Source organism: Leifsonia sp. A12D58 (assembly GCF_047530025.1).
Taxonomy (GTDB): domain Bacteria; phylum Actinomycetota; class Actinomycetes; order Actinomycetales; family Microbacteriaceae; genus Cryobacterium.
Window position 1 is genome coordinate 192,696 of the sequence record NZ_JBLJAT010000002.1, and the last position, 23,862, is coordinate 216,557.

Below are 23,862 nucleotides of genomic sequence, written 5' to 3' on the forward strand. Positions count from 1 at the left end.
CCAGGTCACAGAAACTCGACCCATGCATGCCATTGACGACGACCCAGGCGAGGTACAGATGACCGAGGCAACTGCGATCCTGCTGGTGCACGGCATCCGCACCTCGTCGACAATGTGGCGCCATCAGGTGTCGGCGTTGACGGATGCCGGCTACCGCGTGCTGGCCATAGACCTACCGGGCCACGGAACCAGCACGGACACCGCGTTCACCGTGGATGCCGCGCTGGGGTCGATCGACGCCGGCATGAATGCGCTGGCCCCGGATGGCGAACCCGTGATACTCGTTGGCCTCTCACTCGGCGGTTACTTCGCCATGGCCTATGCGGCAAAGAACCCGGATCGCGTGCTCGGGCTCGTTGCTGCCGACTGTTCAGCCCTCCCCCTCGGATTGCCGCTGCGGGGGTACATCACGCTGGCAGACCTGATCCATTGCATGCCGGACAAAGGACTCTGGCTGCACACTGAAATGGTGAAGCGCACGCTGCCGGCCAGTGGGGTCAGCGACGTGATGGCGGGTGGAGTCGCCCTCGACGTGATGGCGACCGGGCTCACCGCGACCGGCCAACTCGATCCATTGGCTGACCTCGCCGCTTATCCGGGGCCTATCTGGTTGCTCAATGGCCAGTTCGACCACTTCCGGCTGCACGAACGGCGCTTCCTGGCCGCGAATCCTCGCGCCAGACTCGTGGTTGTCGGCGGGGCTTCGCACTTGGCAAGCCTGTCGCAACCGGAACGGTTTACGGCGGCCCTGCGGCGAATCGCAGCCGAGCTCGACGCTGCCGGCGCAGGGTCCGATGCACCCGGCACCGCACCTGCCCGTTCACCGGTCGATACATCCGCGGACACACCCGCGCCCTCGATTGTTCGCCAAGGCAAATAACTGGTAACGTTGCTTGTTGACTTGCGTGATGGGTCCCACCCCACACGACTTTCGCCGCGAAACGCCCCTCTACCGTCTAGCGGCACATCCAATTAGAACCGAACGAGAGCGTATAAACGTGGCAAACATCAAGTCGCAGATCAAGCGTATTGGCACCAACAAGAAGGCCCAGGACCGCAACAAGGCCGTCAAGAGCGAGGTCAGGACCGCTGTCCGCGCGACCCGCGCAGCTGTAACCGCTGGCGACAAGGACAAGGCCGTAGTCAACCTCGCCGTCGCTTCGAAGAAGCTCGACAAGGCCGTCAGCAAGGGCGTCATCCACAAGAACCAGGCTGCAAACAAGAAGTCGGCAATTGCTAAGGCAGTTTCCTCCCTCTAAGTAGCACATGCGCCTTCGGGCACATCCATAAGAACCCCCGCCTTTCGAGGTGGGGGTTCTTTGCGTTGTGTGTGTGGGGGGCCGCGAAATCGGAGTTGTGGTCGTTATGAAGCGCTCAGACTGACCACAACTCCGATTTCGCGGGCTCGGGAACGGGCACGGGAACGGGAACGGGAACGGGCACGGGCACGGGCACGGGCACGGCCGCAACCCCGCTATTCGACGATACGCAGCGTGCGGTCGGTGTTGTTGAACCGCTCGCCGCCGATCTCGGTGACCGTGACGATGTCCTCGATGCGCACCCCGAATCGATCGGCCAGATAGATGCCCGGTTCGATCGAAAAGCACATCCCTGGCTGGAGCAGCTGCTCCTCACCCTCAACCATGTATGGCGGCTCGTGTGTGGTGACGCCGATTCCGTGCCCCGTACGATGGATGAACTCGCGGCCATAGCCCGCATCGGAGATCACGGCGCGGGCGACCCGATCGACCTCCTGGCATGGCACTCCCGGGGCTACGACATCAAACGCCGCCTGCTGCGCCTGCCGGACGATCTCATGCACGTCACGCTGTTCCGCCGTCGACTCGCCGACACAGACAGTACGCGTCGTGTCCGAGCCGTATCCGTTCATCAGGCCGCCGAAGTCCAGCACAACAGCATCGCCGACCTGGATGACGCGTTCGCCGGATTCGTGGTGCGGCTTCGCCCCGTTTGGCCCCGAACCGACGATTGTGAAGTCGACTTGCTCGTGCCCGAACTCGCGGAGGAGACGGGCGAGGTCGGCAGCCACTTCCGACTCTCGGCGGCCGGCAAACTGCAGGTTCACGATCTCGTAGTAGGTCGCATCCGCTGCAGCTCCGGCCAGTGCCAGCCGGGCGAGTTCTTCGGCATCCTTGATGGCACGCATCATCGGCAGCGCCTCGCTGATCGAGTGGTAGCGGGTCTCTGGCGCGTTGTCCTGCAGCCCCAGCAAATGCATCGCCCAGGCCGAGTCGGAGATCCCGAACCGTCCGTCCTGCCGAAACAGCCCGCTCGCCACCTGGTACGGGTCGGTGCCGTCGTTCCAATCGGAGATCTGGATGCCAGGCGCGCCGGCCGCGGCTTCAGCATCCGCCCGTTCCAGGATCGGCACGAGCAGCGAGGGAGGCGCGTCGGGGGTGAGCACCAGCATCGTCAGCCGCTCGGTGATGGCGGTCGGCTGATACCCGGTGAGCCAAACGAGGTCCGGCCCTGGTGTGACCAGCACGCCATCCAGGCCCGCCGCCTGCGCGTCGTCGACGACACGGGCCATTCGGGCCGCGTAGTCTGCGCTCGTGAACGCGGCCAGCTTTGCTTCGGGATTCATCGGTGCCTCCTCGGCTCTCTCTGTCGAGGATCCCACCGATTCCGACCGCTGTGAAGTCGCTGGCGGCAGCGCATCACGCCGCACACACGGGAAGGCCGGGCCCTAGAGGGCTCCGCGCCGAGCGATGACACCGATCAGACGTTCAAGCGCGAAGACCGGGTCGCGACCTGCACCCTTGATGGATGCGTCGGTCTCGGCCAGCACCTCGATGGTGCGGGCCATGCCTTCATCGGTCCAGCCGCGCAAGTCACGCTGGGCGCGCTCTACCTGCCACGGTGCGAGCCCGAACTGGGATGCGAGCTGGCCGCTACCTCCGCGCACGCCATACAGCTTCGCCATAGTGCGGATCTTGCTCGCAAATGCAGCGACGATCGGCACCGGGTCGGCACCGGAGGCCAGCGCGTGACGCAGCGTGATCAAGGCCTCACCGTTGCGACCGGCGATCGCGGCATCCGCCACCTTGAACGCATTGGTTTCGACTCGGCCGCCGTAGTAACGGTCGACCGTCGTCTCGGTGACCTCGGAGGTGGCATCTGAGATGAGCTGCTGGCAGGCGGCAGACATCTCGGCCAGGTCGTCGGAGAAAGCCGCGACGAGGGCGCGCAACGCGCTGGCCGTAACTCTCTTGCCGGCGACCTTGAACTCGTTCGAGGCGAACTCGTACTTCTCGGTGTCTTTCTTCAGTTCGGTGCAGACGACCTCGACGGCTCCGCCGACACCGCTGCGCAGCGTGTCGAGCAGCTTCTTGCCGCGTACTCCCCCGCCGTGCCGCAGGATCACGTAGGTGTCATCAGCCGGATTCTTGATGTAGTCGAGGATCTCTTCGAGGAACGTATCGCTGGTCTTTTCGACCGAGGAGACCCTGATGAGCCTCGGTTCGTTGAACAGTGAGGGGCTGGCGAGGGTCAGCAGTTCGCCCGGCGCATAGCTGTCGGCCTGGATGTCGCTGACTTCAATGCTCGGGTCTTCGAGCTTGAGAAAATCACGCAGTTGCCGGATCGCGCGCTCGGCCAGGAATCCCTCGGTGCCTGACACCAGAACGATGGGCGCGGGGCGCACCTGATTCCAGCTGAGCTGCGGGATCGCCACTTGGGTCTTTGCGCGGCTTGATGCTGCAGTTCGTGTAGCCACTCGGCTCCTTTTCTCGTGCGTATCCAGCCTAGCCGTGACCACTGTCAGTCATCTGCGTTCGGTCCAGACGGTGAGGGCGCCTCCCCCGGCCGGACTCGGCGCGATCACCAGCAACCCCCGCAAATCGGTACGAAGGGCAGTGGTGTGCGCATCCGTGAGCATTCGCAGCAAGCCTGCTGTCGGATGGCCGTATCCATTGTCTGCGCCGACCGAGATTAGTCCGACGGTTGCCTGCAGCTTGCGGTAAAGCTCAGCGCTCTGATCGCCCGATCCATGGTGAGCGACTTTGACGACATCCACGCTCGCCGGCTTCGCCGCAGCCCACACCGCCTGCTGACTGTCTTCTCCCAAGTCACCGAGGAAGATCGAGCGGATGCCCCGGCCCTCGAATGTCACCACGACGCTGCCGTCGTTACCGGCGGTCGGGGGTCCGGTGCCGCGCGGCCAGAGCACCCGCCAGACCAGCTCACCGAGCAGCCCGCCGTCGCCACTGGCTGCCCGGCGCAGTTCAGCGCCGCCAGCACTCAGGCGCGCCTGGACGTGCTCGTCTTTCGCACTGGTGGGTGCACCGACCAGGGCGAGCGTCACGATCCCGAGCACTGCATCGAGCCCACCGACGTGATCCTGGTCGTAGTGGGTCAGCACCAGTAGATCGATGTGGTTCACGTCAAGTTCGTCCAGGCAGTCGGCCAGCGGTACGGGATCCGGCCCCACATCGATGAGCGCGATGCTGTCGCCGTCCCGCACGACAACGGCGTCGCCCTGGCCGATGTCACAGGCGGCGATCTGCCAGTTCGCCGGAAAGCTGGCCGTGCGACCGATGACCCCGCCGATCGCGGCGCCCGCATACGCGCCGACAACCGCCAGCACTGCAGCGAGGCCGATTGCCCTGGCTGCAGTTTCTATCCGATGCTCTGGCCCCGGGATCCGGCGGAGCATAAGCATGAGCACCACCGCGGTCAGGAGCACCAGCGCCGTCAGGCCTAGCAGCCCGTCCCACCATGGGAGTCGACTGCCCGGCAAGCCGGCCGTGTACCTCGCGGTGGCAGCAATCCACACTGATGGCACCCAGGCGATCTGCATGACCGCGTCTGCGACTCCGGGCAACACAGGCAGCAGGATGCAAGCGAACAGGCCCAAGATGGTAGCCATTGGCGCTGCCGGTGCTGCCAACAGGTTCGCTGGCACGCCGTAAAGCGCAATCGTCGGACTCAACAGGATCAGCACCGGCTGGCAGGCCAGCTGTGCAGCGAGAGGCAGCGCCAGCAGTGCAGCGATGCCCGCTGGCATCCATCGGGCCATGACCTTTGCCAGTGGCGCTGCCAGCACCAACAGCCCGCCGGTCGCCAGCACCGAGAGCGCGAAACCGTAGTTACCGGCCAGCCACGGGTCGATCGTCAGCAGCACGATCACCGCGAGCAACAGTGCAGGCACGCCCCTGCCCGGCCGTCCCGCGCCCAGCGAGAACATTACGATCGATGCCATCACCGCCGCCCTGAGCACGCTTGCCTCAGGGGTGACCAGCACCACGAAACCGAGCAGCACGATCAGCGACAGGGCGATCCGTACGCCGCGGCGCAGGCGCAGATAGCCGCCACAGACCATGACTATCGCAATCACAAGCGCACAATTCGCACCGGAAACGGCCGTTAAATGACTGAGCGAACTCTGCTTCATCGCGGTGTCGAGATCGTCGGTGACCGCCGAGGTGTCACCGATCGACAGCCCAGGCAAAAGTGCGGCTCCATCGCCAGGCAAGTCGGTCGCCGCCACGGCGAATCCGGTGCGCAGCGTATTTGCCCAGGCCAGCCACCATGATGGTGGTGCACGTTCTTCTGCCACCCCGCTACCAAAGAACAGGACTGCCGCAGCGTCTCCCGCATCGGCTGCCACCATCGTGCCGGTGAGAGCGAGCGACGTGCCGATTTCATATCGGGTGCCCGAGGCGTCGGCCTCGAAGAAGATCACCGCAGGCACCGAGATGGTCTCTGCGCCTCTCGCGCCTGACGAGTCCGGCTCGTCCACGAGCGCGGTGATTGTGCCACGTGCCCTGAGCGGGGTACCTGTGCCCGACGCGAACATACCGCCGCCGGCACGGCGCTCTGTGGCCTGCGACCAGAGCGTCACCAGCACGTCGACCCGTTCATGCGTGCTGACCGCCGACGAGATCGATGCCGGCATCCGGCGGGGTTCGGCGACAGCGATAGCGGATGCCACCAACGCGGCAGCGGCCAGGCTCACGCAGGCCAACGGCATGGCTCGGCGAATCAGCATGCGCCGTCTGGACGGTGGCACGACCGGGACGGTGGCCACGACGACGGTGATGACGACAATCGCCGCAGCCCAAAGTACAACGAGTGCGTATCGTGCGGTACCGGGCAGGCCGATCAGGACTCCCGCTGTGGCCCAGCATGCAGCCGCGGGAACTGCAAGCCTGGCGTCGACCGTCGCTCTGCGGCTCGGAGACGAGGATCGTCCGTTCGGGCCGATCACGCCGTCACCCTTTCGCCCGCGGCACCCGCGGCACCCACGGCGCTCACACCGTCACCAGCTCTTTGAGTGCCTCGAAGGTCTTCTCACCGATCCCGGAAATGCTGCGGAGATCGTCGATGCTGGAGAATCGGCCGTTCGCCTCGCGATAGTCGATGATGCGCTGCGCCATTGCCTCACCGATGCGTGGCAGCGCCTGCAGTTCTGCGCTGCTGGCCAGATTGAGATTGACCTTCGCGCCGGTAGCCGCGCTTCCTGAGTTTCCCTCCCTGGAACCTGCGCCTGCGCCGCCGCTGGCTCCAGCTGCTCCGCCGCCCGCGATCACCTCACCGACAGCTGGCACATAGAGCTGTTCCCCGTCGGACACCACGCGCGCGAGGTTGACGCCACCTTGGTCGGCGTTCTCCGCCAAACCACCGGCGGCAGCGATCACGTCGACGACCCGTGAACCGTCGCTCAGCTCGTAGAGGCCCGGATTGGCTACCGATCCAAGCACGTGAACAAAAATGATCGCGCCGCCAGACCCGCCTACGGCGCCACCGGCGCTACCGGTCGGGGAAGTCCCGGTCCCGGCAGGTGCCCCGTCATCCATGCCATTCCCGGCACCGCCATCCGTGCCTGACACAGCCGAATCCAGCCGCACAGTCGACCGGTTGCTCTGCTGGGAAATCGCTGAGATCACAATCGCAACGGCCAGAGCCGCCACCAACAACACGATCGACGCACCCACGCCCACTCGCCACCGGGCTGCGGCTCGTGACGACTCTGACCGTCGCGTGGCCGACGCAGACGTGGAAAAATCGGCGCCCCGCGCACCACGCCTGGCCGACGGAGCCAGCGACGCGAATGGATCCTCAGGTGCCTCGGGATCCTCCATCCCCACAGGCTAGAACGATGAAACGGTGAACAATCACCACCTATGTTGCCCTGTGGGCAGCAAGCCACGACAGCGCCCTGTGGAGGGCCAGCCGCTCCACGGAGAACTCGTATTCACGTACGAACAGCGCGTGCCCACCGACATCAACTGTCGGCGGGCACGCGCGTTGAAACAACGAAAGCAGCGAAACTACGGCTTCGTGACGACGCTCACCATGCGCGGTTCGCGCACAATGACCTTCACGATCGTACGGTCACCGATTGAACGGATGACAGCTGCCGACTCACGAGCCATCTTCTCGAGCTCGTCGCTCGAGATCTTCGGCGAGACCTCAAGGCGGTCACGAACTTTGCCGTCGACCTGCACAACAGCGGTGACCGACTCGTCGACCAAGAGCGTCTGGTCGGGCTTGCGCCACGGTACGAGTGCAACGGTTGCTTCGTAGCCAAGGTGCGCCCACATGTCTTCTGCCGCGTACGGCGCGAACAGGTTGAGCATCATCGCGGTGACCTCTGCGGCCTCGCGCACTGCAGCATCCGCTGCGCCTGCGCCTGTGTCGATCACCTTGCGGGTGGCGTTCACGAGTTCCATCAGACGGGCGACAACGACATTGAACTTGAACGACTCGACGAGGCCAGGTGCGTCGGCGAGCAGGCGGTGGGTAACGCGGCGCAGGGATTCGTCGCCGGTCTTCCACTCGACGTCGGGCGCGCTCGTCACATCACGCGCAACACGCCAGGCGCGAGCGAGGAACTTGGCCGAGCCGACCGGGGAGACGTCTGCCCAGTCGATGTCGTCTTCCGGTGGGCCGGCGAACGCCATCGTGAGGCGAACGGCGTCGACACCGTGACGGTCGACTTCCTCCGTGAAGTACACCAGGTTGCCCTTGCTCTTCGACATCTTGGCGCCATCGAGGATGACCATGCCCTGGTTGAGCAGCGCCGTGAACGGCTCGGTGAACGAGACGTAGCCGAGGTCGAAGAGCACCTTGGTGATGAAACGGGCGTACAGCAGGTGCAGGATGGCGTGCTCGACTCCACCGACGTACTGGTCGACCGGAGCCCACTTCTCGGCTTCCTTCGGGTCGAACGCCTTGGTGTCGTCGTTCGGGTTGAGGAACCGCAGGAAGTACCACGAGCTGTCAACGAAGGTATCCATCGTGTCGGCATCGCGCTTGGCGGGGGTGCCATCGATCGGGTTCACAACGTTGACCCAATCCGTGGCTCCACCGAGCGGCGAGGTGCCCTTCGGCTTCAGGTCGAGACCCTCGGTCGGAGGCAGCAGCACGGGCAGCTGGTCTTCAGGTACAGGAATCTCAGTGCCGTCTTCGCCGTGGATGATCGGGATCGGGGTGCCCCAGTAGCGCTGGCGCGAGATCAGCCAGTCGCGCAGGCGGTAGTTCTTCGCTGCGCGTCCGTTGCCGTCTGCTTCGAGCTGCTCGATGATGCGCTTGATCGCGTTGTTCTTGCTCAGGCCGTTGAGGGCACCAGAGTTGATCAGGCGCCCTTCGCCGGCCAGCGCGACACCCGTAGAAGCGGGATCGAGCGGCGGCAGTTCTTCCTCACCGGCAAGCATCGCCTCGGTGATGACCGGGATGACGCCCGTGACGGGAGCGAGAGTGTCGACAACGACCCGCACGGGCAGGTCGAACTTGCGTGCAAAGTCGAGGTCGCGCTGGTCGTGAGCAGGCACGGCCATGACGGCGCCGTGGCCGTAGTCGGCCAGCACGTAGTCTGCAGCCCAGATCGGCAGGCGTTCGCCGTTGACGGGGTTGGTGGCGTAACGGCCGAGGAAGACACCGGTCTTCTCGCGGTCGGTCGCCTGACGCTCGATCTCTGTGCTGTTCTGCACCTGAACGAGGTAGGTGGCGAACGCCGCCTTGATCTCGTCTGAGGCGTCGGCGACGAGTTCAGCCGCGAGGTCGGCATCCGGTGCAACCACCATGAATGTCGCACCGTGCAGGGTGTCTGGACGCGTGGTGAAGACACTGACGGGCTCGTCGCGGCCTTCGATGGCGAAGTCGACATCCGCTCCGATTGAGCGACCGATCCAGTTGCGCTGCATGTTCAGCACCTTGGTCGGCCAGCTGCCCTCAAGCTGGTTGAGGTCGTCGAGCAGGCGGTCGGCGTAGTCGGTGATCTTGAAGTACCACTGGGTCAGCTTCTTCTTGACGACGACGGCGCCGCTGCGCTCGCTCGTGCCGTCGGCAAGAACCTGCTCGTTAGCCAGAACCGTCTGGTCTACCGGGTCCCAGTTGACCCAGCTGTCCTTGCGGTATGCCAGGCCCTTCTTGTACATCTGCAGGAACAGCCATTGGTTCCACTTGTAGTACTCGGGGTCACTGGTGTGGATTTCACGCGACCAGTCGAAGGATGCCGCGTAGAGCTTCATGCTCTTCTTCTGCTGCGCGATGTTGTCGTAGGTCCAGCCGCGCGGGTCGATGCCGCGCTTGATGGCGGCGTTCTCGGCGGGCAGGCCGAAGGAGTCCCAACCGATCGGGTGCAGCACGTTGAAGCCCTGGTGGCGCCAGTAGCGAGCGACGATGTCACCGAGCGCGTACACCTCTGCGTGCCCCATGTGCAGGTCGCCTGAGGGGTAAGGGAACATGTCGAGCACGTACTTGCGCGGACGCTTGTCGTCGGGGTCGCTGGTGCTGAACGGGTTCAGCTCTTCCCAAATCGGCGCCCACTTGGCCTGGATTGCGGCGAAGTCGTAGATCTCTTCGTCGCTCTCGCGACCGACGGATGGGTCGGATGATGCGCCGTTCGCTGCGGTGTCGTGCTCGTGTGCCACGTGACTCTCATTCAGTGCATGATCAAGGCTCTGCCTCGATGCGGCGCCAGCCTGGCACCGTCCAAGCTTCTAGGTTACTAAACCCTGACCAATGCCATCGCTAACTCTTCATTGGATACCCCGAGAACCGTTGCCAGCGCCCTCGCCTTGACCAGGGTCTCCTCGATCTCCTCCGCCGGACGCGACAGCGCGGTGATCCCTCCGCCGGTGCCGATCGAGGCGCCGCTCGGATCGAGCACGATGCTCCGGATGACCATGGCCAGGTCGACCCCGCCGTCTCGCCCGAGGTAGCCGAATGCGCCGGCATAGATCCCGCGCGGCCCCGCCTCGAGCCGATGGAGGATTTCCATGGCCCTCAGTTTCGGGGCCCCTGTCATTGAACCGGCCGGGAATGCCGCCGCGATGACGGCGACGGCGGTGAGTCCATCGGCCAGCGTTGCTCCGACCGTGCTGACCAGCTGATGGACGTGTTCGTAGCTCTCGACAGTCAGCAGGTCGGTGACCTGCACGGATCCGAGTCTGGCGACTTTGCCGAGATCGTTGCGCATCAGGTCGACGATCATCAGGTTTTCGGCGCGCTCCTTGTCGCTGGCGAGCAGTTCGGCGGCCAGCCGGGCGTCCTCTTCGGCATCCACTGCCCGCGGGCGCGTGCCCTTGATCGGTTTGGTGCTCACCTGCCCGGCCGGTGTCACGGTGAGGAATTGCTCGGGGGTGGCGCTCAGCAGCGACACATCGCCGAAACGCAGCAGCCCGCCGTGGTGGCTCGGACTCCCCAGACGAAGAACGCGATAAGTCTCAAGCGGGTCAGGATGTATATCGACGTGTATCTGATTGGTGAGGCAGAGCTGATACGCGTCTCCGGCCCGGATGTGGTCCTGGCAGCGCTGGATGAGATCGGCATACTCGGCTGCGCTGTGTCGCCAGGTGACGGCGGGCTGTGCGGGCTGTGCAGGCTGTGTGGGCTGTGCGAGCGATGCGGACTGTGCGGGCTGCACAGATCGGGGCACTGATTCAGAGTCGTTGTGCGGCGCTGTCGCGTCATGCAGAGCGAGCAATTCGGTCGTTGCCCAGTCGATCCACTCGTCAATTTCAGCCGCAGCCGGGTCTGAAGCCGAATCCAAATTGTCTCTGCCGCCAACTGTCTCCCTCACCAGCAGCGTGACGGTGCGCGCGGCATGGTCAAACGCAATCGCGCGATCAACCTCGAGCCACGCCGCATCAGGAGTGGGTGACTGATGAGCGGCGAGCCCGAGCATGCCGGCCCCCCACTCGTAGCCGAACCAGCCAACCCAGCCGAGGGAGAATGCGGGCACCTCATCAGCATCGGTGGGGCTGGTCGCAAGTTCGTCCTTCAGATACTCAAGGATCGACCCAACGCGGGTCTCCTCCAGAGAAGCCACATCGGCAGGTCTGCTGATAGTGAGTGTTTCGGCACCACTCACCGCATCAATGGATGCCGTCACACAGCGTGACGACGGCCCCGCGGCACCCAGATAGCTCATCCCCGTGCTCGCTGCGGCTCCGGCATCCAGCCAGAAGGCGTGCCGTGCGCTGCCGAACAGTGCGCTGAAGACTTGATCTGGCTCGCTCCATTCCGGGAACGGAATACGTCGAGTGAGGGTTGGCACACGACCAGCCTAGAGTGCACAGGTTCGACCGCTTAGGCTGAGTCTGATGAACGACATTCTCAGCTGGATACTGGATACCGTCTCTAGCGTCGATCCTGTGCTGCGCACAGTGCTCGCCGGCGTTGCAATCTTGTGTGAAACGTCAATTCTGATCGGCCTCGTCGTGCCGGGCGACACCGTTGTGATCGTTGCCAGCACCGCAGTGTCGAGTCCCCTCGAGTACTTCTCGCTTATCGTCGCAGTCATTCTGGGGGCATTGGCGGGCGAAAGCATCGGCTTCGCACTGGGGCGGGCGTTCGGCCCGTGGATCCAGCGGAGTTGGCTGGGCCGAAAGATCGGCGAGAAGAACTGGAACAAAGCCGAAAACTATCTCCGCAAACGCGGCGGCATCGCGGTCTTCGTCTCCCGATTCCTGCCCGTGCTGCACTCGCTGATCCCCCTCACCGTCGGCATGAGCCCGATGCGCTACCGCAAATTCATTGCCTGGACGATTCCGGCCTGCATCATCTGGGCGGTGGCCTACGTCTCAGTGGGGTCCGCGGCTGCTGGTAGCTACCGGGAGATGTCAGAGCGGCTTCACTTCGCCGGGTACATCTTCGTCGGGATCATCGCGCTGTTCCTGCTCCTCGCCTTTGCTGTCAAGAAGTGGCTCTCGCACCGTGAGGCTCGCCACATGACAGGCGGGCACGAGGCCGACTCCGAGTAAGAGTCACCGCAGATCAGCGCTGCCGCTGCTCCAACTCAACCGGTGCCTCAAGCACGAGCGTTGACGTGATCAGCTCGGCGGGGACCGGCGTGTGCGAGATCAACAGCACTGCACGCTGTGACGATGCGGCAGCGGTCAGGATGTCACGGATGAGTGCATCACCCTGGCCGGCATCCACGTTGGCCGTCGGCTCATCGACGATGAGAATCGGGAACTCGGCGAGCAGCGCCCTGGCCAGCGCGATTCGCTGGGCCTGACCACCCGAGACCAGCGCTCCCCGCTCGCCGACGCGTGCATCGAGCCCGCCACGCGCCTCGACCCAACCGGCCAGCCCGACGCGACCAAGGACAGCGAGCAGGTCGGCATCCGTCGCTGTGTCGCGCGCGAACAGCAGGTTCTGCCTGATGGTGTCATCGAACAACCACGGCCGCTGCTCACACAGTCCGACGATGCGATGCACCTCGGCCTGGGGCAGGGTGCGCGCCTCGACGCCGTCTAGCGTGTACGAACCGGTGTACTCCAGGAAGCGCACGAGCGCGTGGGCGAGGGTCGTTTTGCCTGCGCCGCTCTCTCCCGAAAGGTGAACACGATCACCGGGTTCGAGCCGCAGGTTCACACCGGCAACTGCCTGATGCGTTGCCCCTGGCCAGCTGGCACTGATATTCGTGAGCTCGAGCGCCACACCTGCGGGAATCTCCGTCGTCGGCTGCAGCACCGAAGCAGGGGCAGCGTCTGTGAGTGGCTCCTCTGACACTGTGCTGTCGTCAACCGGAATCTCCTTGGGCACCGTCGCGGGAACAGCAGTCGCCACGCGCTCGGCACTCGAACGAACCTGACGCCAGGCGCTCACCGCGATGGGAACGACGCCGAACACCTCGAACACTGCCATCGGCACGAGCACGATCACAACGAGAGCGGGACCGTTCAGCCCGCCGTCTGCACCGAGCACCGGCACGCCGGTGACAAGCGCAGCAACAGTTGCAGCGCCGGCCAGCAGCGAGACGACAGCCGCCTGCACGCCTGCACCGACCGAGCGCCGAAGCGTCGCACGACGCAGCTTGCTGTCGACCTGATTCAATGACTCGAGTCGGCGATCCAGCGCACCGAACGCGGTCAGAACATCCAGGTTCTCAACAACCTCGAGTACGTCGTTGGCCAGTGCCCCGCGAAGCGGCGCGATGCTGCGCTCAGCCCGAGCGGCCAGCACACCGGCGCTGAGCGTGCCGATCACTGCCGCCAGGATGAGACAGATCAGCAGGGTCACACCGGCAGCAGGAAGAATCAGCCAGACACCGATGACGCTCACCACAGCGATCAGTCCGGCAGTGGCCAGCGGCTGCACGACCCGCAACGGAAGGTCCTGCAGATCATCGACGTCAGACACCAGCCGGGTCATCAGGTCGCCACGCTTGGTGCCACCCAGTCCGTCAGGAGCCAGCGGCACGAGTCGCTTGAAGATACCGAGCCGCAGGTCGGCGAGCTGCCTGAATGCGGCATCGTGACTGGTGACGCGCTCCAGATAGCGGAACGCAGCGCGACCGAGCGCGAACGCCCGAACACCGACGACGGCCATCGACAGATAGAGGAGCGGGGGTTGTTCCGCCGCTCGGGTGATGAGCCAGGCGGATGTCGCCAGGAGAGCGACGGCGGCAAAGGCGCTCAGCAGGCCAGCGGCCAGGCCGGGTACAAACCGGCGAAGTCGAGGCTGAGCCAACCGAAGGATCGGTCGAATATCGGGCGCTACGTGACCAGGATCAGGAGTGGACATTGACGATCTCCCCCAGTCGCACGAGCTGGTCGGCTGCGTTCAAAACGGCGGGGCGATGGCTCACCACGATGACGATCCTTCCCTGGGCCGCAAGAGTGCGGAATCCTTCGATGAGCGCGGCCTCGGCCGCAGTGTCAAGCGCTGAACTGGGTTCGTCACAGACCAGCACACTGCAGTTCGTGGTCAGCACCCGATACATCGCCCTGGCGACAGCTACGCGCTGCGCCTGGCCGCCGGAGAGGCCAGCACCGTTGACCCCGAGCACGGTGTCGCCAGAAAGCTCAGACCCGCCGGCCAGCGAGAGCGAGGTGACAACGGCAGCGGCATCCGGTGTTTCATCACCGAGGCTGATGTTGTCGGCGATCGTGCCAGCGAACAGGCCGGGTCGCTGACCGGCCCAGGCCAGCCAGTTGCGGGATGTGCCGGGGGCAAGTGGTTCACCGCCCAAACTGATCTCGCCGCCGAATGTGACGAATCCAAGCAATGCGCCGACAAGCGTCGACTTACCGACACCGCTCGGCCCGGCGATCACGCTCAGCGTCCCTGGCCGGAAGTCGGCATCGAGCTTGTCAACGACTGTGACAGGACCGCGATCGATCGTCACTCCCCTGAAACGGAGATCCCCACCGCCGGCGATGGTTCCTGCGGTGCCTACCGGCGGCGCGGCAGAAGCCGACGCTTCAGCCGAGCTGCCCGTTGACCCTTCGTCGAGGATGGCGAATACCTCGTCGGCAGCCGCAATACCGTCGGCAGCCGCGTGGAACTGGGCACCGACGTTGCGGATCGGCAGGAAGACCTCTGGCGCGAGGAGCAGCACGAAGAGTCCGGTGGCCAACAGCATCCTGCCGTCAAGCAGGCGCAGACCGATCTCCACAGCGACGATCGCCACCGACAGGCTCGCCGCGAGTTCGAGCACGAATCCGCTGAGGAACGAGACCCTCAGCACCTTCATGGTGTGCACGCGATAGTCATCGGTGATGCTGCGCAGCCGCCCGAATTGGCGCTTCTCGCGGCCGAAGATCTTGAGGGTGGCCAGGCCACCGATCAGATCGAGGAACCCCGCGCTCAGCCGCTGAAGGGTCTCCCATTGTTGCTGCTGTACAGCACGCGTCGCCCAGCCGATCAGGATCATGAAGATCGGGATGAGCGGCAGCACGATGATCATCGTGATCCCACTCAGCACGTCCGACCACAGCACGACGACCAGCAGGATCGGCGTGGCGACGGCTGTCAAGATGAGCTGCGGGAGGTACCGGGCGAAATAGTTGTCGAGTGCGTCAAGACCGGTCGTCGTGACTGTGGTCACCCTGGCGGCCTGCGAACCGGCAAGCCAATCGGGCCCCCGACGGGCGATGGCCGACATGACCCCTCGACGCAACTGGCTCTTCACCTGTGCCGCGCCTCTGGTCGCCACGAGTTCTTGCAGCCAGACCAGGACTGCCCTGAGCACGATGACCCCGGCCAGCGCGCCGATGATGCGCGCGATCTCATCGAGAGGCGCACCATCGATCGCCCTGGTGATCGCCTGGCTGAGCAGCCAGGCGAACGCCACGATCATCAGGGTCTGGGTGAACCCGATCACTCCCCCGAAGGCGAGGAATGATCGGGAGGCCCTGGCATAGCGGAGCAGCCGTGGATCGAGGGGTTTCATGCCGTCCTAGTGAGCTGAGACTTCGATGTTTGCGCGCGAGACTCGCTTGCGGAATATCCAGTATGTCCAACCCTGGTAGAGCAGGATGACCGGCATCGCGATCAACGCAGTCCACGACATCACCTGCAGGGTATACGGCGTCGACGAGGCGTTCTCAACGGTCAGGCTGTTCGCCGGGTCGTTGCTCGCCGGCATCACGTCGGGGAACAGCGAGGCGAACAGGGAGAGAACCGCGAAGGCGATGGTCAGAGCCATAAAGGTGAAGGCCCAGCCCTCCGCGCCGCGAGCGTTGGCAATGACTGCGCTGATCAGCACGACGGCCGCAACCGCCGAGAAGATAGCGGATGCCACGGTGCCGAATGCAAACGTCGTCCAGACCAGGAATACGGCGGCCACAACGATCGTGATAATGCCGGCCTTGGTTGCCAGCGCGCGAGCGCGGTGCCTGATGTCACCATCGGTCTTCAGCGCGACAAATACCACGCCGTGAGTGAAGAACAACAGCAGAGTCGTCACGCCACCGAGGAGGGCGTAAGGGTTCAGGAGGTCGAAGAACGAGCCGGTGTAGTTGAAGTCGGCGTCGAGTGGCACACCCTGCACGATGTTCGCGAATGCGACGCCCCACAGAAGTGCAGGAACAGCCGAACCGATGATGATCATCCAGTCGAACGACCTCTTCCAGCGCGACTCCGGCCGCTGGTGACGATACTCGAACGAGACGCCACGCGCGATCAGAGCCAGCAGGATGACAAGCAGCGCCAGATAGAACCCGCTGAACAACGTGGCGTACCACTCAGGGAACGCCGCGAACAGTGCAGCACCGGCAACGATCAGCCAGGTTTCGTTGAGGTCCCAGACTGGACCGATGGTGTTGATGAGAACGCGACGATCGACGTCATCCTTGCCGAGGAATGGCAGAGACATGCCTACCCCGAAGTCGAAGCCATCGAGGACGAAGTAGCCGATGAACAGCGCGGCTATTATCCAGAACCAGAGAATATTGAGATCCATGGTGAGCTCCTAGTAGACCGTGACCTGTTGGGCGATTTTGCCGGAATCCGGATCGATCTCCGGAGCGTCATCCGGGCCCTTTTGGGCAGCCTTGATGATGAGCTTGTATTCGACGACGGCCAGAATGCCGTAGATGAGCGTGAAGGCGACAAGGGAGATCAGGACTTCAAGCCCTGTTACCCCGGGCGAGACGCCGTCTTCAGTCTTCATCAGGCCGAAGACGATCCAGGGCTGCCTGCCCATTTCAGTAAAGATCCAGCCGACGATCATCGCAGCGAGCGACAGCGGGAAGGTCCAGATGGCGATCTTCCATACCCACTTCGCCTTCGGCAGACGACCCTTGCGGGTGACGAAGAGACCGACGAGCGCGACGATGATGTGCAGGATGCCGAGGGCGATCATCCAGCGGAACGACCAGTAGGTGATCCAGATGATCGGTGTGTAGTCTCCAGGGCCATACATCTGCACGTACTGCGCCTGCAGGTCGTTGATGCCCTCGACGGTGCCGTCGAACGAGTGTGTCGACAACAGCGAGAGCAGGTACGGCACGCGGATTGAGAAGAGTTCGTGTACGCCGTCCGGTGTACCGAGAGTAAAGAGCGAGAACGACGCGTCGTAGCCAGTGGCCGTGTGATAGAGGGCTTCAGCTGCCGCCATCTTCATCGGCTGCGCCTGCACCATGGCCAGGCTCAGCTGGTCACCGAAGAGTGTGGTACCGATACCGGCGATGATCATCATCCACAGGCCGAGCTTGAGCGCCGGGCGCATGGTTTCCATGTGCTGGTTGCGCGAGAGGTGCCAGGCCGACACCGAGATGATGAGGCCGGCCGAGACCATGAAACAGGCGAAGATCGTGTGTGGGAACGCCGCGAGAGCGATGGGGTTAGTGAGCAGCTCCCCGATGCTGGTGAGCTCCGCCCTGCCTTTAGCCTCGTTGATCTGGTAGGCGACGGGGTTCTGCATGAACGCGTTGGCCGCAATGATGAAGTAAGCGGATGCCGTCGAGCCGATGACGACGAGCCAGATAGTGGCCAGGTGCAGCTTTCTCGGCAGTTTGTCCCAGCCGAAGATCCAGAGGCCGATAAAGGTGGCTTCAAGGAAGAACGCCACGATCCCTTCGAATGCCAACGGCGCTCCGAAGACATCGCCGACGAAACGCGAGTAGTCAGACCAGTTCATGCCGAACTGGAACTCCTGCACGATTCCGGTGACGACGCCCATGGCGAAGTTGATCAGGAAGATCTTTCCGAAGAAATGCGTGAGCTGCAGGTATTTGAGGTGGCCGGTGCGGACCCAGGCCGTTTGGAAGATCGCGACCGTCAGCGACATCCCGATCGTCAGTGGCACAAACAGGAAGTGATAAATCGTCGTAAGTCCGAATTGCCATCTCGACAACAGCAACGGATCTAGCCAGTCGACCACGTGGTCCTCCGCTCGTTTCCCAGGCCGCAGTTTTCTACGCCACGTAGAACTCTACTCCTCTACAGACCGTAGAACTTACAGCTGCCAACCTGTAAACTCGACGCTATGGCAAGTTTGGGTGAGTTGGAAAGGGCAGTGATGGATCTCCTGTGGGATTCAAAGCTGCCGCTGTCGGCAAATGATTTAAGAGATCGACTTGTCGTGGAGTCGGCCGCCGCTGAAAAGAAGGAGTTGGCGACGACAACGGTCTTAACCGTATTGTCACGCCTTGAAAACAAGGGCTTCGTCACCCGCGATCGCGGCATCCGTCCGCACGTCTACCGCTCCGTCACGTCCCGCGCAGACCACACCGCCGAGATGATGCACGAGGTGCTCGGTTCCTCCCCCGACCGCGAAGCAGCCCTCGCCCGATTCATCGGCAGCGTCAGTGCCCAGGAAGCAGAAACACTTCGTCAGCTTCTCGGCGGTATTGCCGCACGGACCTAGAGCCTCTAAGCGACACATTCCGAGTGTTCACCGCCGCAACTGTCCTTGCGATCATCGCGATCGCGTTAGCTTGGCCGATCCCGATCGCCCTGGCCAATGCCTCGTGGCCGTCGCGCGCGCCGGGAACCGCGCTGGCACTCTGGCAGTCGATCGCCCTGGCCGGTGGGCTCTCCATGATCGGCGCCCTGCTGTGCTACGGGCTCATCCCCTTCGGCGACTCGTTGCTGAGCGGCCTGGGTACCCTCGCCACCCACGCACTCGATGGGGTGCCCGAAGGCGTCGGACTCGATCACATCCTCGCGCTCACCGGTGCAATGCTGCTGACGTTTCACCTGCTGATGAACCTGTTGGCGACATCATTCCGCTCGGAGCGCCAGCGCCGACGCCATCACCAGCTCGTGGAGCTTTTGAGCGACCCGCTTCCCGACCGCCCTGGCACCCGCGTCATCGAGTACGCGGCTCCTGTCGCCTATTGCCTGCCTGGAGCGACGCGCTCGGTCACCGTACTGTCAGCCGGCATCATGCAGCTACTTACTGCCGACGAGCTGCAGGCCGTGATCGCTCACGAGAGGGCGCATCTGCGCCAACAGCACCCCCTGGTCCTGGTGACATTCAAGTCCTGGCGCAGCGCGCTGCCTTGGTTTCCCATCGCGAACCGCTCCGAGAACGCTGTGGCACTCCTGGTTGAGATGCTCGCCGATGACGAGGCCAGGCACGAGGTTGACGACCTGGTTCTCGCGAGGGCCATCGCGCTAGCCGGAACCTCAGGGCATCCAGAACTCGCTGTGGGGATCGATCCCGAACAGGCGCCGGTGGTCGACGAGGTCGACCATGTCGACCTGGTGACACCACGGGTGAGACGGCTCGTGAATCCGCTTCCCCCGCTGTCCGTCGGTTCGAGGGCCATGGTTCTAGCCACGGCAATCTCACTGCTTCTGGTACCGACAACACTTTTGCTGTTCAACTGACATGACTGAACCCCCACCCTCGATACATGATGGTGGGGGTTCAGCGTCATCGGAACGGCTGATTCAGGCTTGCGACCGGCTCAGCCTTACCGAGAGCACTAGGAGAGATTGGCCTGCTCGAGCCAGGCTGTCGCAATCTTCTGAGCCGACTCCTGGTCGTTGACGCTCTGAGAGTTCAGGTTGACCAGATCTTCTTCGGTCAGTGCAGCGCTCACCTTGTTGAGCACGGCAGCAGCCTTGTCATCAACCTTCTCGGAGACCACGGGCACAACGTTGTCCGGGAAGAACAGCCCATCGGGATCGGCGAGGGCGACCAGGTTGTTCGACTTGATGTTGGGGTCTGCGGTGTAGATGTTGGCCAGCTGGATCTGGTTGTCGACCAATGCCTTCACCGTCAGGGGTCCGCCGCTGTCTTCAACAGGGGTGAATCCGGCGATGGTGATGCCGTACTTGTCCTTCAGCGCCGTAGGGCCATACGGGCGGGTCTCCAGCTCGGAGTTGCCACCGACGGTGATCGGCTCAGTCACATTCTTGAGCGACGCGATGTCGGTGAGGTTGTACTTCTCGGCAAATGCCTTCGTGACCGTCCAGGAGTTCTGGTCAGACGCGGCAGCCTTATCGAGCACCCGCAGGTTACTGGGGAGCGCGGCCTGCAACGCAGTGTAGACCTCGTCGCTCGTGCCGCCGGCCGCATTCTTGTCGAGCGCCTGCAGCAAGCTGCCCGTGTACTCGGGGAACACGTCGATCTTGCCGTTCTCGATGTCAGGTAGGTATACCTCACGCTGTCCGATGCGGAAGTCCCGCTGAACGGTGAAACCGTTGGCTTCAAGGGCCTGCGCGTAGATCTCAGCGATGATTTCGTTCGAGTAATAGTCCTGCGAGCCGATCACGATAGTTTCTGAGCTCGCAGAACCCGTATTGCCTGCATCCAGCGGGTCACCGGATGAGCACCCTGCCAAGGCAACCATCGCCCCGACCGCGACTGCGCCGATGAGGGCAAGCCGGCCTTTTCTTGCTGTGGACATATCAGTTATTCCCTTCTTCGATGGGGGTTCCCATCACCGCGTTCGATCGGGATGATCGTGCACGGACACTTTGGGGGCGGCCGGCGGCAACGCCCCGCGGAACGGCATACCTCTGCACCAGCGCAAGAAGTCCTTCACACACCAATGCGAGGAGGATCACAATGATCGACCCACCGAGCATCTCGGCGTAGTCCCTCGTCTTCAGGCCGGCGAACAGGAATCGGCCGAGCCCGAAGTTGGCCACATAAGCCGCCAGGGTCGCCGTCGCGATTACCTGGAGCGTCGCCGATCGCAGGCCACCGATCAGCAGTGGCAGACCAAGCGGGATCTCGACATTCTTCACGATCTGCCATTCTGACATCCCGACGCTTCTGGCCGCGTCGATCGTTCGGCGGTCGATCGCGTCAAATCCGGTATATGCACCGGCCAGAATCGAGGGGATGGCGAGCACTGTCAGCGCAACATAGGGCGCGGTGAGCCCGATGCCCACCCAGAGCCCCACGAGCGTCAGGAGCCCCAGAGTCGGGATGGCGCGCAGTCCGCCGGAGGTCGCAACGGCCACGGCCCGCCCGCGCCCGGTGTGGCCAATCAGGTAACCGATCGGAATGGCGATCGCTGAGGCAATAACCACAGTGACAAGGGTGAACACGATGTGCTGTCCGAGTCTTGTCCAGATGCCGTCTGGTCCGGGGTAGTTCGCCGGATCGAGCACCCAGGCAAGCGCTTCGGCGAAGATGTTCATCGAGTCACCGTCGCAACACCGGGTGACGACGCCAGCTCACTAGCGGCGCGAACCCTGGTTGTCGTTCTCGTCGCGCGTGACCACGGCATCAGCAGGCGACCGATCAGCACCAGGATGCCGTCAAGGACGAGCGCGACGACAACGGTTGCCACGATGCCCGCGATGACCTCGGCCTGGATATTCCGCTGGAAGCCGTCAGTGAAAAGCGATCCGAGGCTTTGAACGCCGATCACCGCGCCGATAGTGGCCAGGCTGACTGTACTGACGGTGACGACCCGCATTCCGGCAATCAATACGGGACCAGAGAGTGGAAACTCCACCTTCCAGAATTGGCTCCACGTCGAGAATCCGATGGCAGTTGCCGATTGCTTGACGTCGGGATCAACTGCAGTGAGTCCGTCTGTGACCACCCGCACCATGAGCGCGATTCCATACAGGGTGAGCGCAATGATCAGGTTGAGCGGAGAACGCAGTTCGGTTCCGACGATGGCGGGCAACGAGATCAGCAAAGGGAACGACGGGATCGCGTACAGCAGTCCACAGGCAATCAAGATGACTCCGCGGCTGATTTTGTAGCGATACGCGAGCCAGCCCAATGGCACAGAGAACAGGAAGCTCAGAATAATCGGCGGCACACTCAGGATGAGCTGGTCGACCGTGCGATCCCAGATGAGATCGAGGTTCGACCAAATCCAGGTCACCGGCGATCTCCGCGCTCCACCGGCACACTCGTTCCCGGCTCCTGAGAGTCCGGCGCGTGTGCAACCGGTGCGTCGTCGCGAGCGGCGAGTACACCGACGACCCGGCCTTCACTATCGATCAGAATCTGGGCGCCGTCCCTGTGTTCGACGTGCAGTGCGCGCTTGCCCTTGTCTGCACCCACGAAACTTGCAACGAATTCGTCTGCCGGGTTGGCGAGGATATCGGCCGGGGTACCGACCTGCGCGACATGTCCGCCCGTGCGCAGAATCACAACCTGGTCGCCGAGCAGGAAGGCCTCTTCGATGTCGTGGGTGACGAAAACAACAGTCTTGTCGAGTTCCTGTTGCAGGCGGATGAGTTCCTGCTGCAACTCAGACCGAACGATGGGATCGACGGCGCCGAACGGTTCGTCCATCAGCAGGATATTGGGATCGACGGCCAATCCCCTGGCTACTCCGACACGTTGCTGCTGACCACCGGAGAGTTGGCTCGGATACCGATCGGCAAGCGACCGGTCAAGGCCGACGGTGTCGAGAAGCTTCAGCGCATCAGCTCTCGCCTGCTTCTTAGGTACGCCACGCAGCAAGGGCACTGTGGCCACGTTGTCGATGACCTTCCGGTGCGGGAGGAGTCCGGAATTCTGCATCACGTAGCCGATACTGCGCCGTAGCTTCACCGGAGACAGCGTTGCAATATCGACGCCGTCGATCTCGATGCTTCCTTCTGTGGGATCAACCATGCGGTTGATCATTCGCAGCAGGGTCGTCTTGCCAGACCCAGACGAGCCCACAAGAACTGTTGTCTGCCGTGACGGCAGGACCAGGCTGAAGTCCTCGACCGCACGCGTGCCATCGGGAAACTCTTTGGTCACCGAGCGGAACTCGATCATTGAAGTGGCTCATTCCTCGTTGTAGCGGATCAACACGTGCCAGATCATCCAGCAAATCATTGTTCGGACCGCGTGGCAAAGCGGATTGCCAAGAAAGCAAACAAAAAGCGGCCCCGTTCATTCCTGAACGAGGCCGCTGATCAAAAAAACTGTAACTACGCTCCGGCTGCCGGTCCGTAATACTCGACCAGGTAATCGTGCAACACCCTGCGACATTCGAGGATGAAACGCTCATCACCGTTCACGTCCACGTAGAACGCGCGAGACAGCAGTGCGTCAGCCATCTCGACTGCGACCTCAAGACGGAAGATGAGGTCTGGACCGCCAGGCAGTCCGAACTCCTCGACGAGGATATCGGCCAGCGACCGTGCAAACGTCGTCGACTGGGCGTCCTTCGGATCAGACACAGAGACGCGTTCGCGCTCGACAAAGTGGATGATCCTGAAGCCAGGCTCAGAACGATAGAGACCGATGAACGCGCTGACGCCGCAGTCAACTGCTTCCCACCAATTCTGCGGAGCCTGTGCTGCGATCTCATCGACCACGCGCACTCGGAAGCGCAGAATTGCACGCTCACGCAGCGCATGAAGCACAGCGACACGATCGGGGTAGTACCGATAAACGGTGCCGATCGAGGCCCCGGCGCGATCGGCGATCATCGCAGTGGTGATGCGGTCGAAACCGACCTCGTCAACTACTTCAGCAGCGGCATCAAGCAGGGCTGAGAGCCTGTCTGCGCTGCGCTGTTGAATCGGTTCTGTTCGGATGAGCTGCCCCTGGGCCCCAGAATTCACAATCAGGTCACCAAGTGACACATTTCCTCCTCGACGCTAAACCACAATTCTACGATGCACCGAGTAGCTATTTGCACCGCACAGTGGTGTCAGAGGTGCCGCCAAGGTTGAACATGCCAGACTGGACATGTGCCTCTCCCCTCGTCAGCGTCACCCACGAGTACGACGCCGTCG

General features: G+C 63.2%; 20 protein-coding genes. 5 read left to right on the forward strand and 15 right to left on the reverse strand.

All coding sequences use genetic code 11. The annotated features are described in order from the left end of the window. Positions 1 to 22 precede the first annotated feature (22 nt). Positions 23 to 880, forward strand: a complete 858-nt coding sequence (locus tag ACMT3I_RS06765) for an alpha/beta fold hydrolase (protein ID WP_414803703.1) — start codon at positions 23 to 25, stop codon at positions 878 to 880. Between the two features lie 118 nt (positions 881 to 998). Next, on the forward strand, positions 999 to 1,259 hold the full coding sequence (gene rpsT, locus ACMT3I_RS06770; protein ID WP_414803704.1) for a 30S ribosomal protein S20: 261 nt from the start codon (positions 999 to 1,001) through the stop codon (positions 1,257 to 1,259). 215 nt (positions 1,260 to 1,474) lie between these two features. Here rpsT and ACMT3I_RS06775 read toward each other — a convergent pair whose 3' ends face one another. The 6 genes from ACMT3I_RS06775 to ACMT3I_RS06800 all read right to left on the reverse strand — a co-directional run bounded on the left by ACMT3I_RS06775 (position 1,475) and on the right by ACMT3I_RS06800 (position 11,524). Continuing rightward, the gene (locus tag ACMT3I_RS06775) at positions 1,475 to 2,605 is read right to left on the reverse strand and encodes an aminopeptidase P family protein (protein ID WP_414803705.1); all 1,131 of its coding nucleotides are present in this window, start codon (positions 2,603 to 2,605) and stop codon (positions 1,475 to 1,477) included. Between the two features lie 102 nt (positions 2,606 to 2,707). Beyond that, positions 2,708 to 3,736 carry a DNA polymerase III subunit delta gene (holA, locus tag ACMT3I_RS06780; RefSeq protein ID WP_414803706.1) on the reverse strand — a complete coding sequence of 343 codons (1,029 nt, stop codon included), beginning with the start codon at positions 3,734 to 3,736 and terminating at the stop codon, positions 2,708 to 2,710. A 48-nt stretch (positions 3,737 to 3,784) separates the two neighbouring features. Beyond that, positions 3,785 to 6,229 carry a ComEC/Rec2 family competence protein gene (locus ACMT3I_RS06785; protein WP_414803707.1) on the reverse strand — a complete coding sequence of 815 codons (2,445 nt, stop codon included), beginning with the start codon at positions 6,227 to 6,229 and terminating at the stop codon, positions 3,785 to 3,787. Between the two features lie 43 nt (positions 6,230 to 6,272). After that, on the reverse strand, positions 6,273 to 7,103 hold the full coding sequence (locus ACMT3I_RS06790) for a helix-hairpin-helix domain-containing protein (RefSeq protein WP_414803708.1): 831 nt from the start codon (positions 7,101 to 7,103) through the stop codon (positions 6,273 to 6,275). Positions 7,104 to 7,292: 189 nt separating this feature from the next. Then, positions 7,293 to 9,821 (reverse strand): leucine--tRNA ligase, encoded by a 2,529-nt coding sequence (leuS, locus tag ACMT3I_RS06795; RefSeq protein ID WP_414804028.1) that lies wholly within the window; start codon positions 9,819 to 9,821, stop codon positions 7,293 to 7,295. Positions 9,822 to 9,973: 152 nt separating this feature from the next. Further along, positions 9,974 to 11,524 carry an anthranilate synthase component I family protein gene (locus ACMT3I_RS06800; RefSeq protein WP_414803709.1) on the reverse strand — a complete coding sequence of 517 codons (1,551 nt, stop codon included), beginning with the start codon at positions 11,522 to 11,524 and terminating at the stop codon, positions 9,974 to 9,976. A gap of 46 nt (positions 11,525 to 11,570) precedes the next feature. Between ACMT3I_RS06800 and ACMT3I_RS06805 the strand changes: the two genes are divergently transcribed. Continuing rightward, positions 11,571 to 12,230, forward strand: a complete 660-nt coding sequence (locus ACMT3I_RS06805) for a DedA family protein (protein WP_414803710.1) — start codon at positions 11,571 to 11,573, stop codon at positions 12,228 to 12,230. Positions 12,231 to 12,243: 13 nt separating this feature from the next. On the opposite strand, the gene cydC is transcribed toward ACMT3I_RS06805, so the two are convergent. The 4 genes from cydC to ACMT3I_RS06825 are packed head-to-tail and all read right to left on the reverse strand — an operon-like array spanning position 12,244 to position 18,082. After that, positions 12,244 to 13,998 (reverse strand): thiol reductant ABC exporter subunit CydC, encoded by a 1,755-nt coding sequence (gene cydC, locus ACMT3I_RS06810; RefSeq protein ID WP_414803711.1) that lies wholly within the window; start codon positions 13,996 to 13,998, stop codon positions 12,244 to 12,246. After that, the gene (cydD, locus tag ACMT3I_RS06815) at positions 13,985 to 15,649 is read right to left on the reverse strand and encodes a thiol reductant ABC exporter subunit CydD (protein ID WP_414803712.1); all 1,665 of its coding nucleotides are present in this window, start codon (positions 15,647 to 15,649) and stop codon (positions 13,985 to 13,987) included. Before cydD ends, cydC begins: the two co-directional genes overlap by 14 nt. A 6-nt stretch (positions 15,650 to 15,655) precedes the next feature. Further along, entirely contained in the window at positions 15,656 to 16,660 is a 1,005-nt protein-coding gene (cydB, locus tag ACMT3I_RS06820) for a cytochrome d ubiquinol oxidase subunit II (RefSeq protein WP_414803713.1), read from the reverse strand. Between the two features lie 9 nt (positions 16,661 to 16,669). Next, the gene (locus ACMT3I_RS06825; RefSeq protein WP_414803714.1) at positions 16,670 to 18,082 is read right to left on the reverse strand and encodes a cytochrome ubiquinol oxidase subunit I; all 1,413 of its coding nucleotides are present in this window, start codon (positions 18,080 to 18,082) and stop codon (positions 16,670 to 16,672) included. 105 nt (positions 18,083 to 18,187) lie between these two features. Here ACMT3I_RS06825 and ACMT3I_RS06830 point away from each other — a divergent pair, with 105 nt between their 5' ends. Together ACMT3I_RS06830 and ACMT3I_RS06835 are read left to right on the forward strand one after the other, a co-directional pair. Further along, positions 18,188 to 18,568, forward strand: coding sequence for a BlaI/MecI/CopY family transcriptional regulator (locus ACMT3I_RS06830; protein ID WP_414803715.1), 381 nt, complete (start codon positions 18,188 to 18,190; stop codon positions 18,566 to 18,568). A gap of 23 nt (positions 18,569 to 18,591) precedes the next feature. After that, the gene (locus ACMT3I_RS06835; RefSeq protein WP_414803716.1) at positions 18,592 to 19,536 is read left to right on the forward strand and encodes a M56 family metallopeptidase; all 945 of its coding nucleotides are present in this window, start codon (positions 18,592 to 18,594) and stop codon (positions 19,534 to 19,536) included. Positions 19,537 to 19,634: 98 nt separating this feature from the next. Here the strand turns inward: ACMT3I_RS06835 and ACMT3I_RS06840 are convergent, their stop codons facing one another. The 5 genes from ACMT3I_RS06840 to ACMT3I_RS06860 form a co-directional block, all read right to left on the reverse strand. Continuing rightward, positions 19,635 to 20,561 carry a glycine betaine ABC transporter substrate-binding protein gene (locus ACMT3I_RS06840; protein ID WP_414803717.1) on the reverse strand — a complete coding sequence of 309 codons (927 nt, stop codon included), beginning with the start codon at positions 20,559 to 20,561 and terminating at the stop codon, positions 19,635 to 19,637. 1 nt (position 20,562) lies between these two features. After that, positions 20,563 to 21,303 carry an ABC transporter permease gene (locus ACMT3I_RS06845; RefSeq protein WP_414803718.1) on the reverse strand — a complete coding sequence of 247 codons (741 nt, stop codon included), beginning with the start codon at positions 21,301 to 21,303 and terminating at the stop codon, positions 20,563 to 20,565. Continuing rightward, complete coding sequence (locus tag ACMT3I_RS06850) at positions 21,300 to 22,004, reverse strand: ABC transporter permease (RefSeq protein WP_414803719.1); 705 nt, start codon at positions 22,002 to 22,004, stop codon at positions 21,300 to 21,302. Before ACMT3I_RS06850 ends, ACMT3I_RS06845 begins: the two co-directional genes overlap by 4 nt. Next, the gene (locus tag ACMT3I_RS06855; RefSeq protein WP_414803720.1) at positions 22,001 to 22,894 is read right to left on the reverse strand and encodes an ABC transporter ATP-binding protein; all 894 of its coding nucleotides are present in this window, start codon (positions 22,892 to 22,894) and stop codon (positions 22,001 to 22,003) included. Before ACMT3I_RS06855 ends, ACMT3I_RS06850 begins: the two co-directional genes overlap by 4 nt. Positions 22,895 to 23,049: 155 nt before the next feature. Then, the gene (locus ACMT3I_RS06860; protein WP_414803721.1) at positions 23,050 to 23,709 is read right to left on the reverse strand and encodes a TetR family transcriptional regulator; all 660 of its coding nucleotides are present in this window, start codon (positions 23,707 to 23,709) and stop codon (positions 23,050 to 23,052) included. Between the last annotated feature and the right edge of the window lie 153 nt (positions 23,710 to 23,862).

Coding starts and splice junctions, on each gene's coding strand:
- ACMT3I_RS06840 (WP_414803717.1), bottom strand. CDS start 20,561: ATGTCCACAGCAAGAAAAGGCCGGCTTGCCCTCATCGGCGCAGTCGCG.
- cydB (WP_414803713.1), bottom strand. CDS start 16,660: ATGGATCTCAATATTCTCTGGTTCTGGATAATAGCCGCGCTGTTCATC.
- cydD (WP_414803712.1), bottom strand. CDS start 15,649: ATGAAACCCCTCGATCCACGGCTGCTCCGCTATGCCAGGGCCTCCCGA.
- ACMT3I_RS06855 (WP_414803720.1), bottom strand. CDS start 22,894: ATGATCGAGTTCCGCTCGGTGACCAAAGAGTTTCCCGATGGCACGCGT.
- ACMT3I_RS06805 (WP_414803710.1), top strand. CDS start 11,571: ATGAACGACATTCTCAGCTGGATACTGGATACCGTCTCTAGCGTCGAT.
- cydC (WP_414803711.1), bottom strand. CDS start 13,998: ATGTCCACTCCTGATCCTGGTCACGTAGCGCCCGATATTCGACCGATC.
- ACMT3I_RS06830 (WP_414803715.1), top strand. CDS start 18,188: ATGGCAAGTTTGGGTGAGTTGGAAAGGGCAGTGATGGATCTCCTGTGG.
- ACMT3I_RS06790 (WP_414803708.1), bottom strand. CDS start 7,103: ATGGAGGATCCCGAGGCACCTGAGGATCCATTCGCGTCGCTGGCTCCG.
- ACMT3I_RS06775 (WP_414803705.1), bottom strand. CDS start 2,605: ATGAATCCCGAAGCAAAGCTGGCCGCGTTCACGAGCGCAGACTACGCG.
- ACMT3I_RS06845 (WP_414803718.1), bottom strand. CDS start 21,303: ATGAACATCTTCGCCGAAGCGCTTGCCTGGGTGCTCGATCCGGCGAAC.
- ACMT3I_RS06765 (WP_414803703.1), top strand. CDS start 23: ATGCATGCCATTGACGACGACCCAGGCGAGGTACAGATGACCGAGGCA.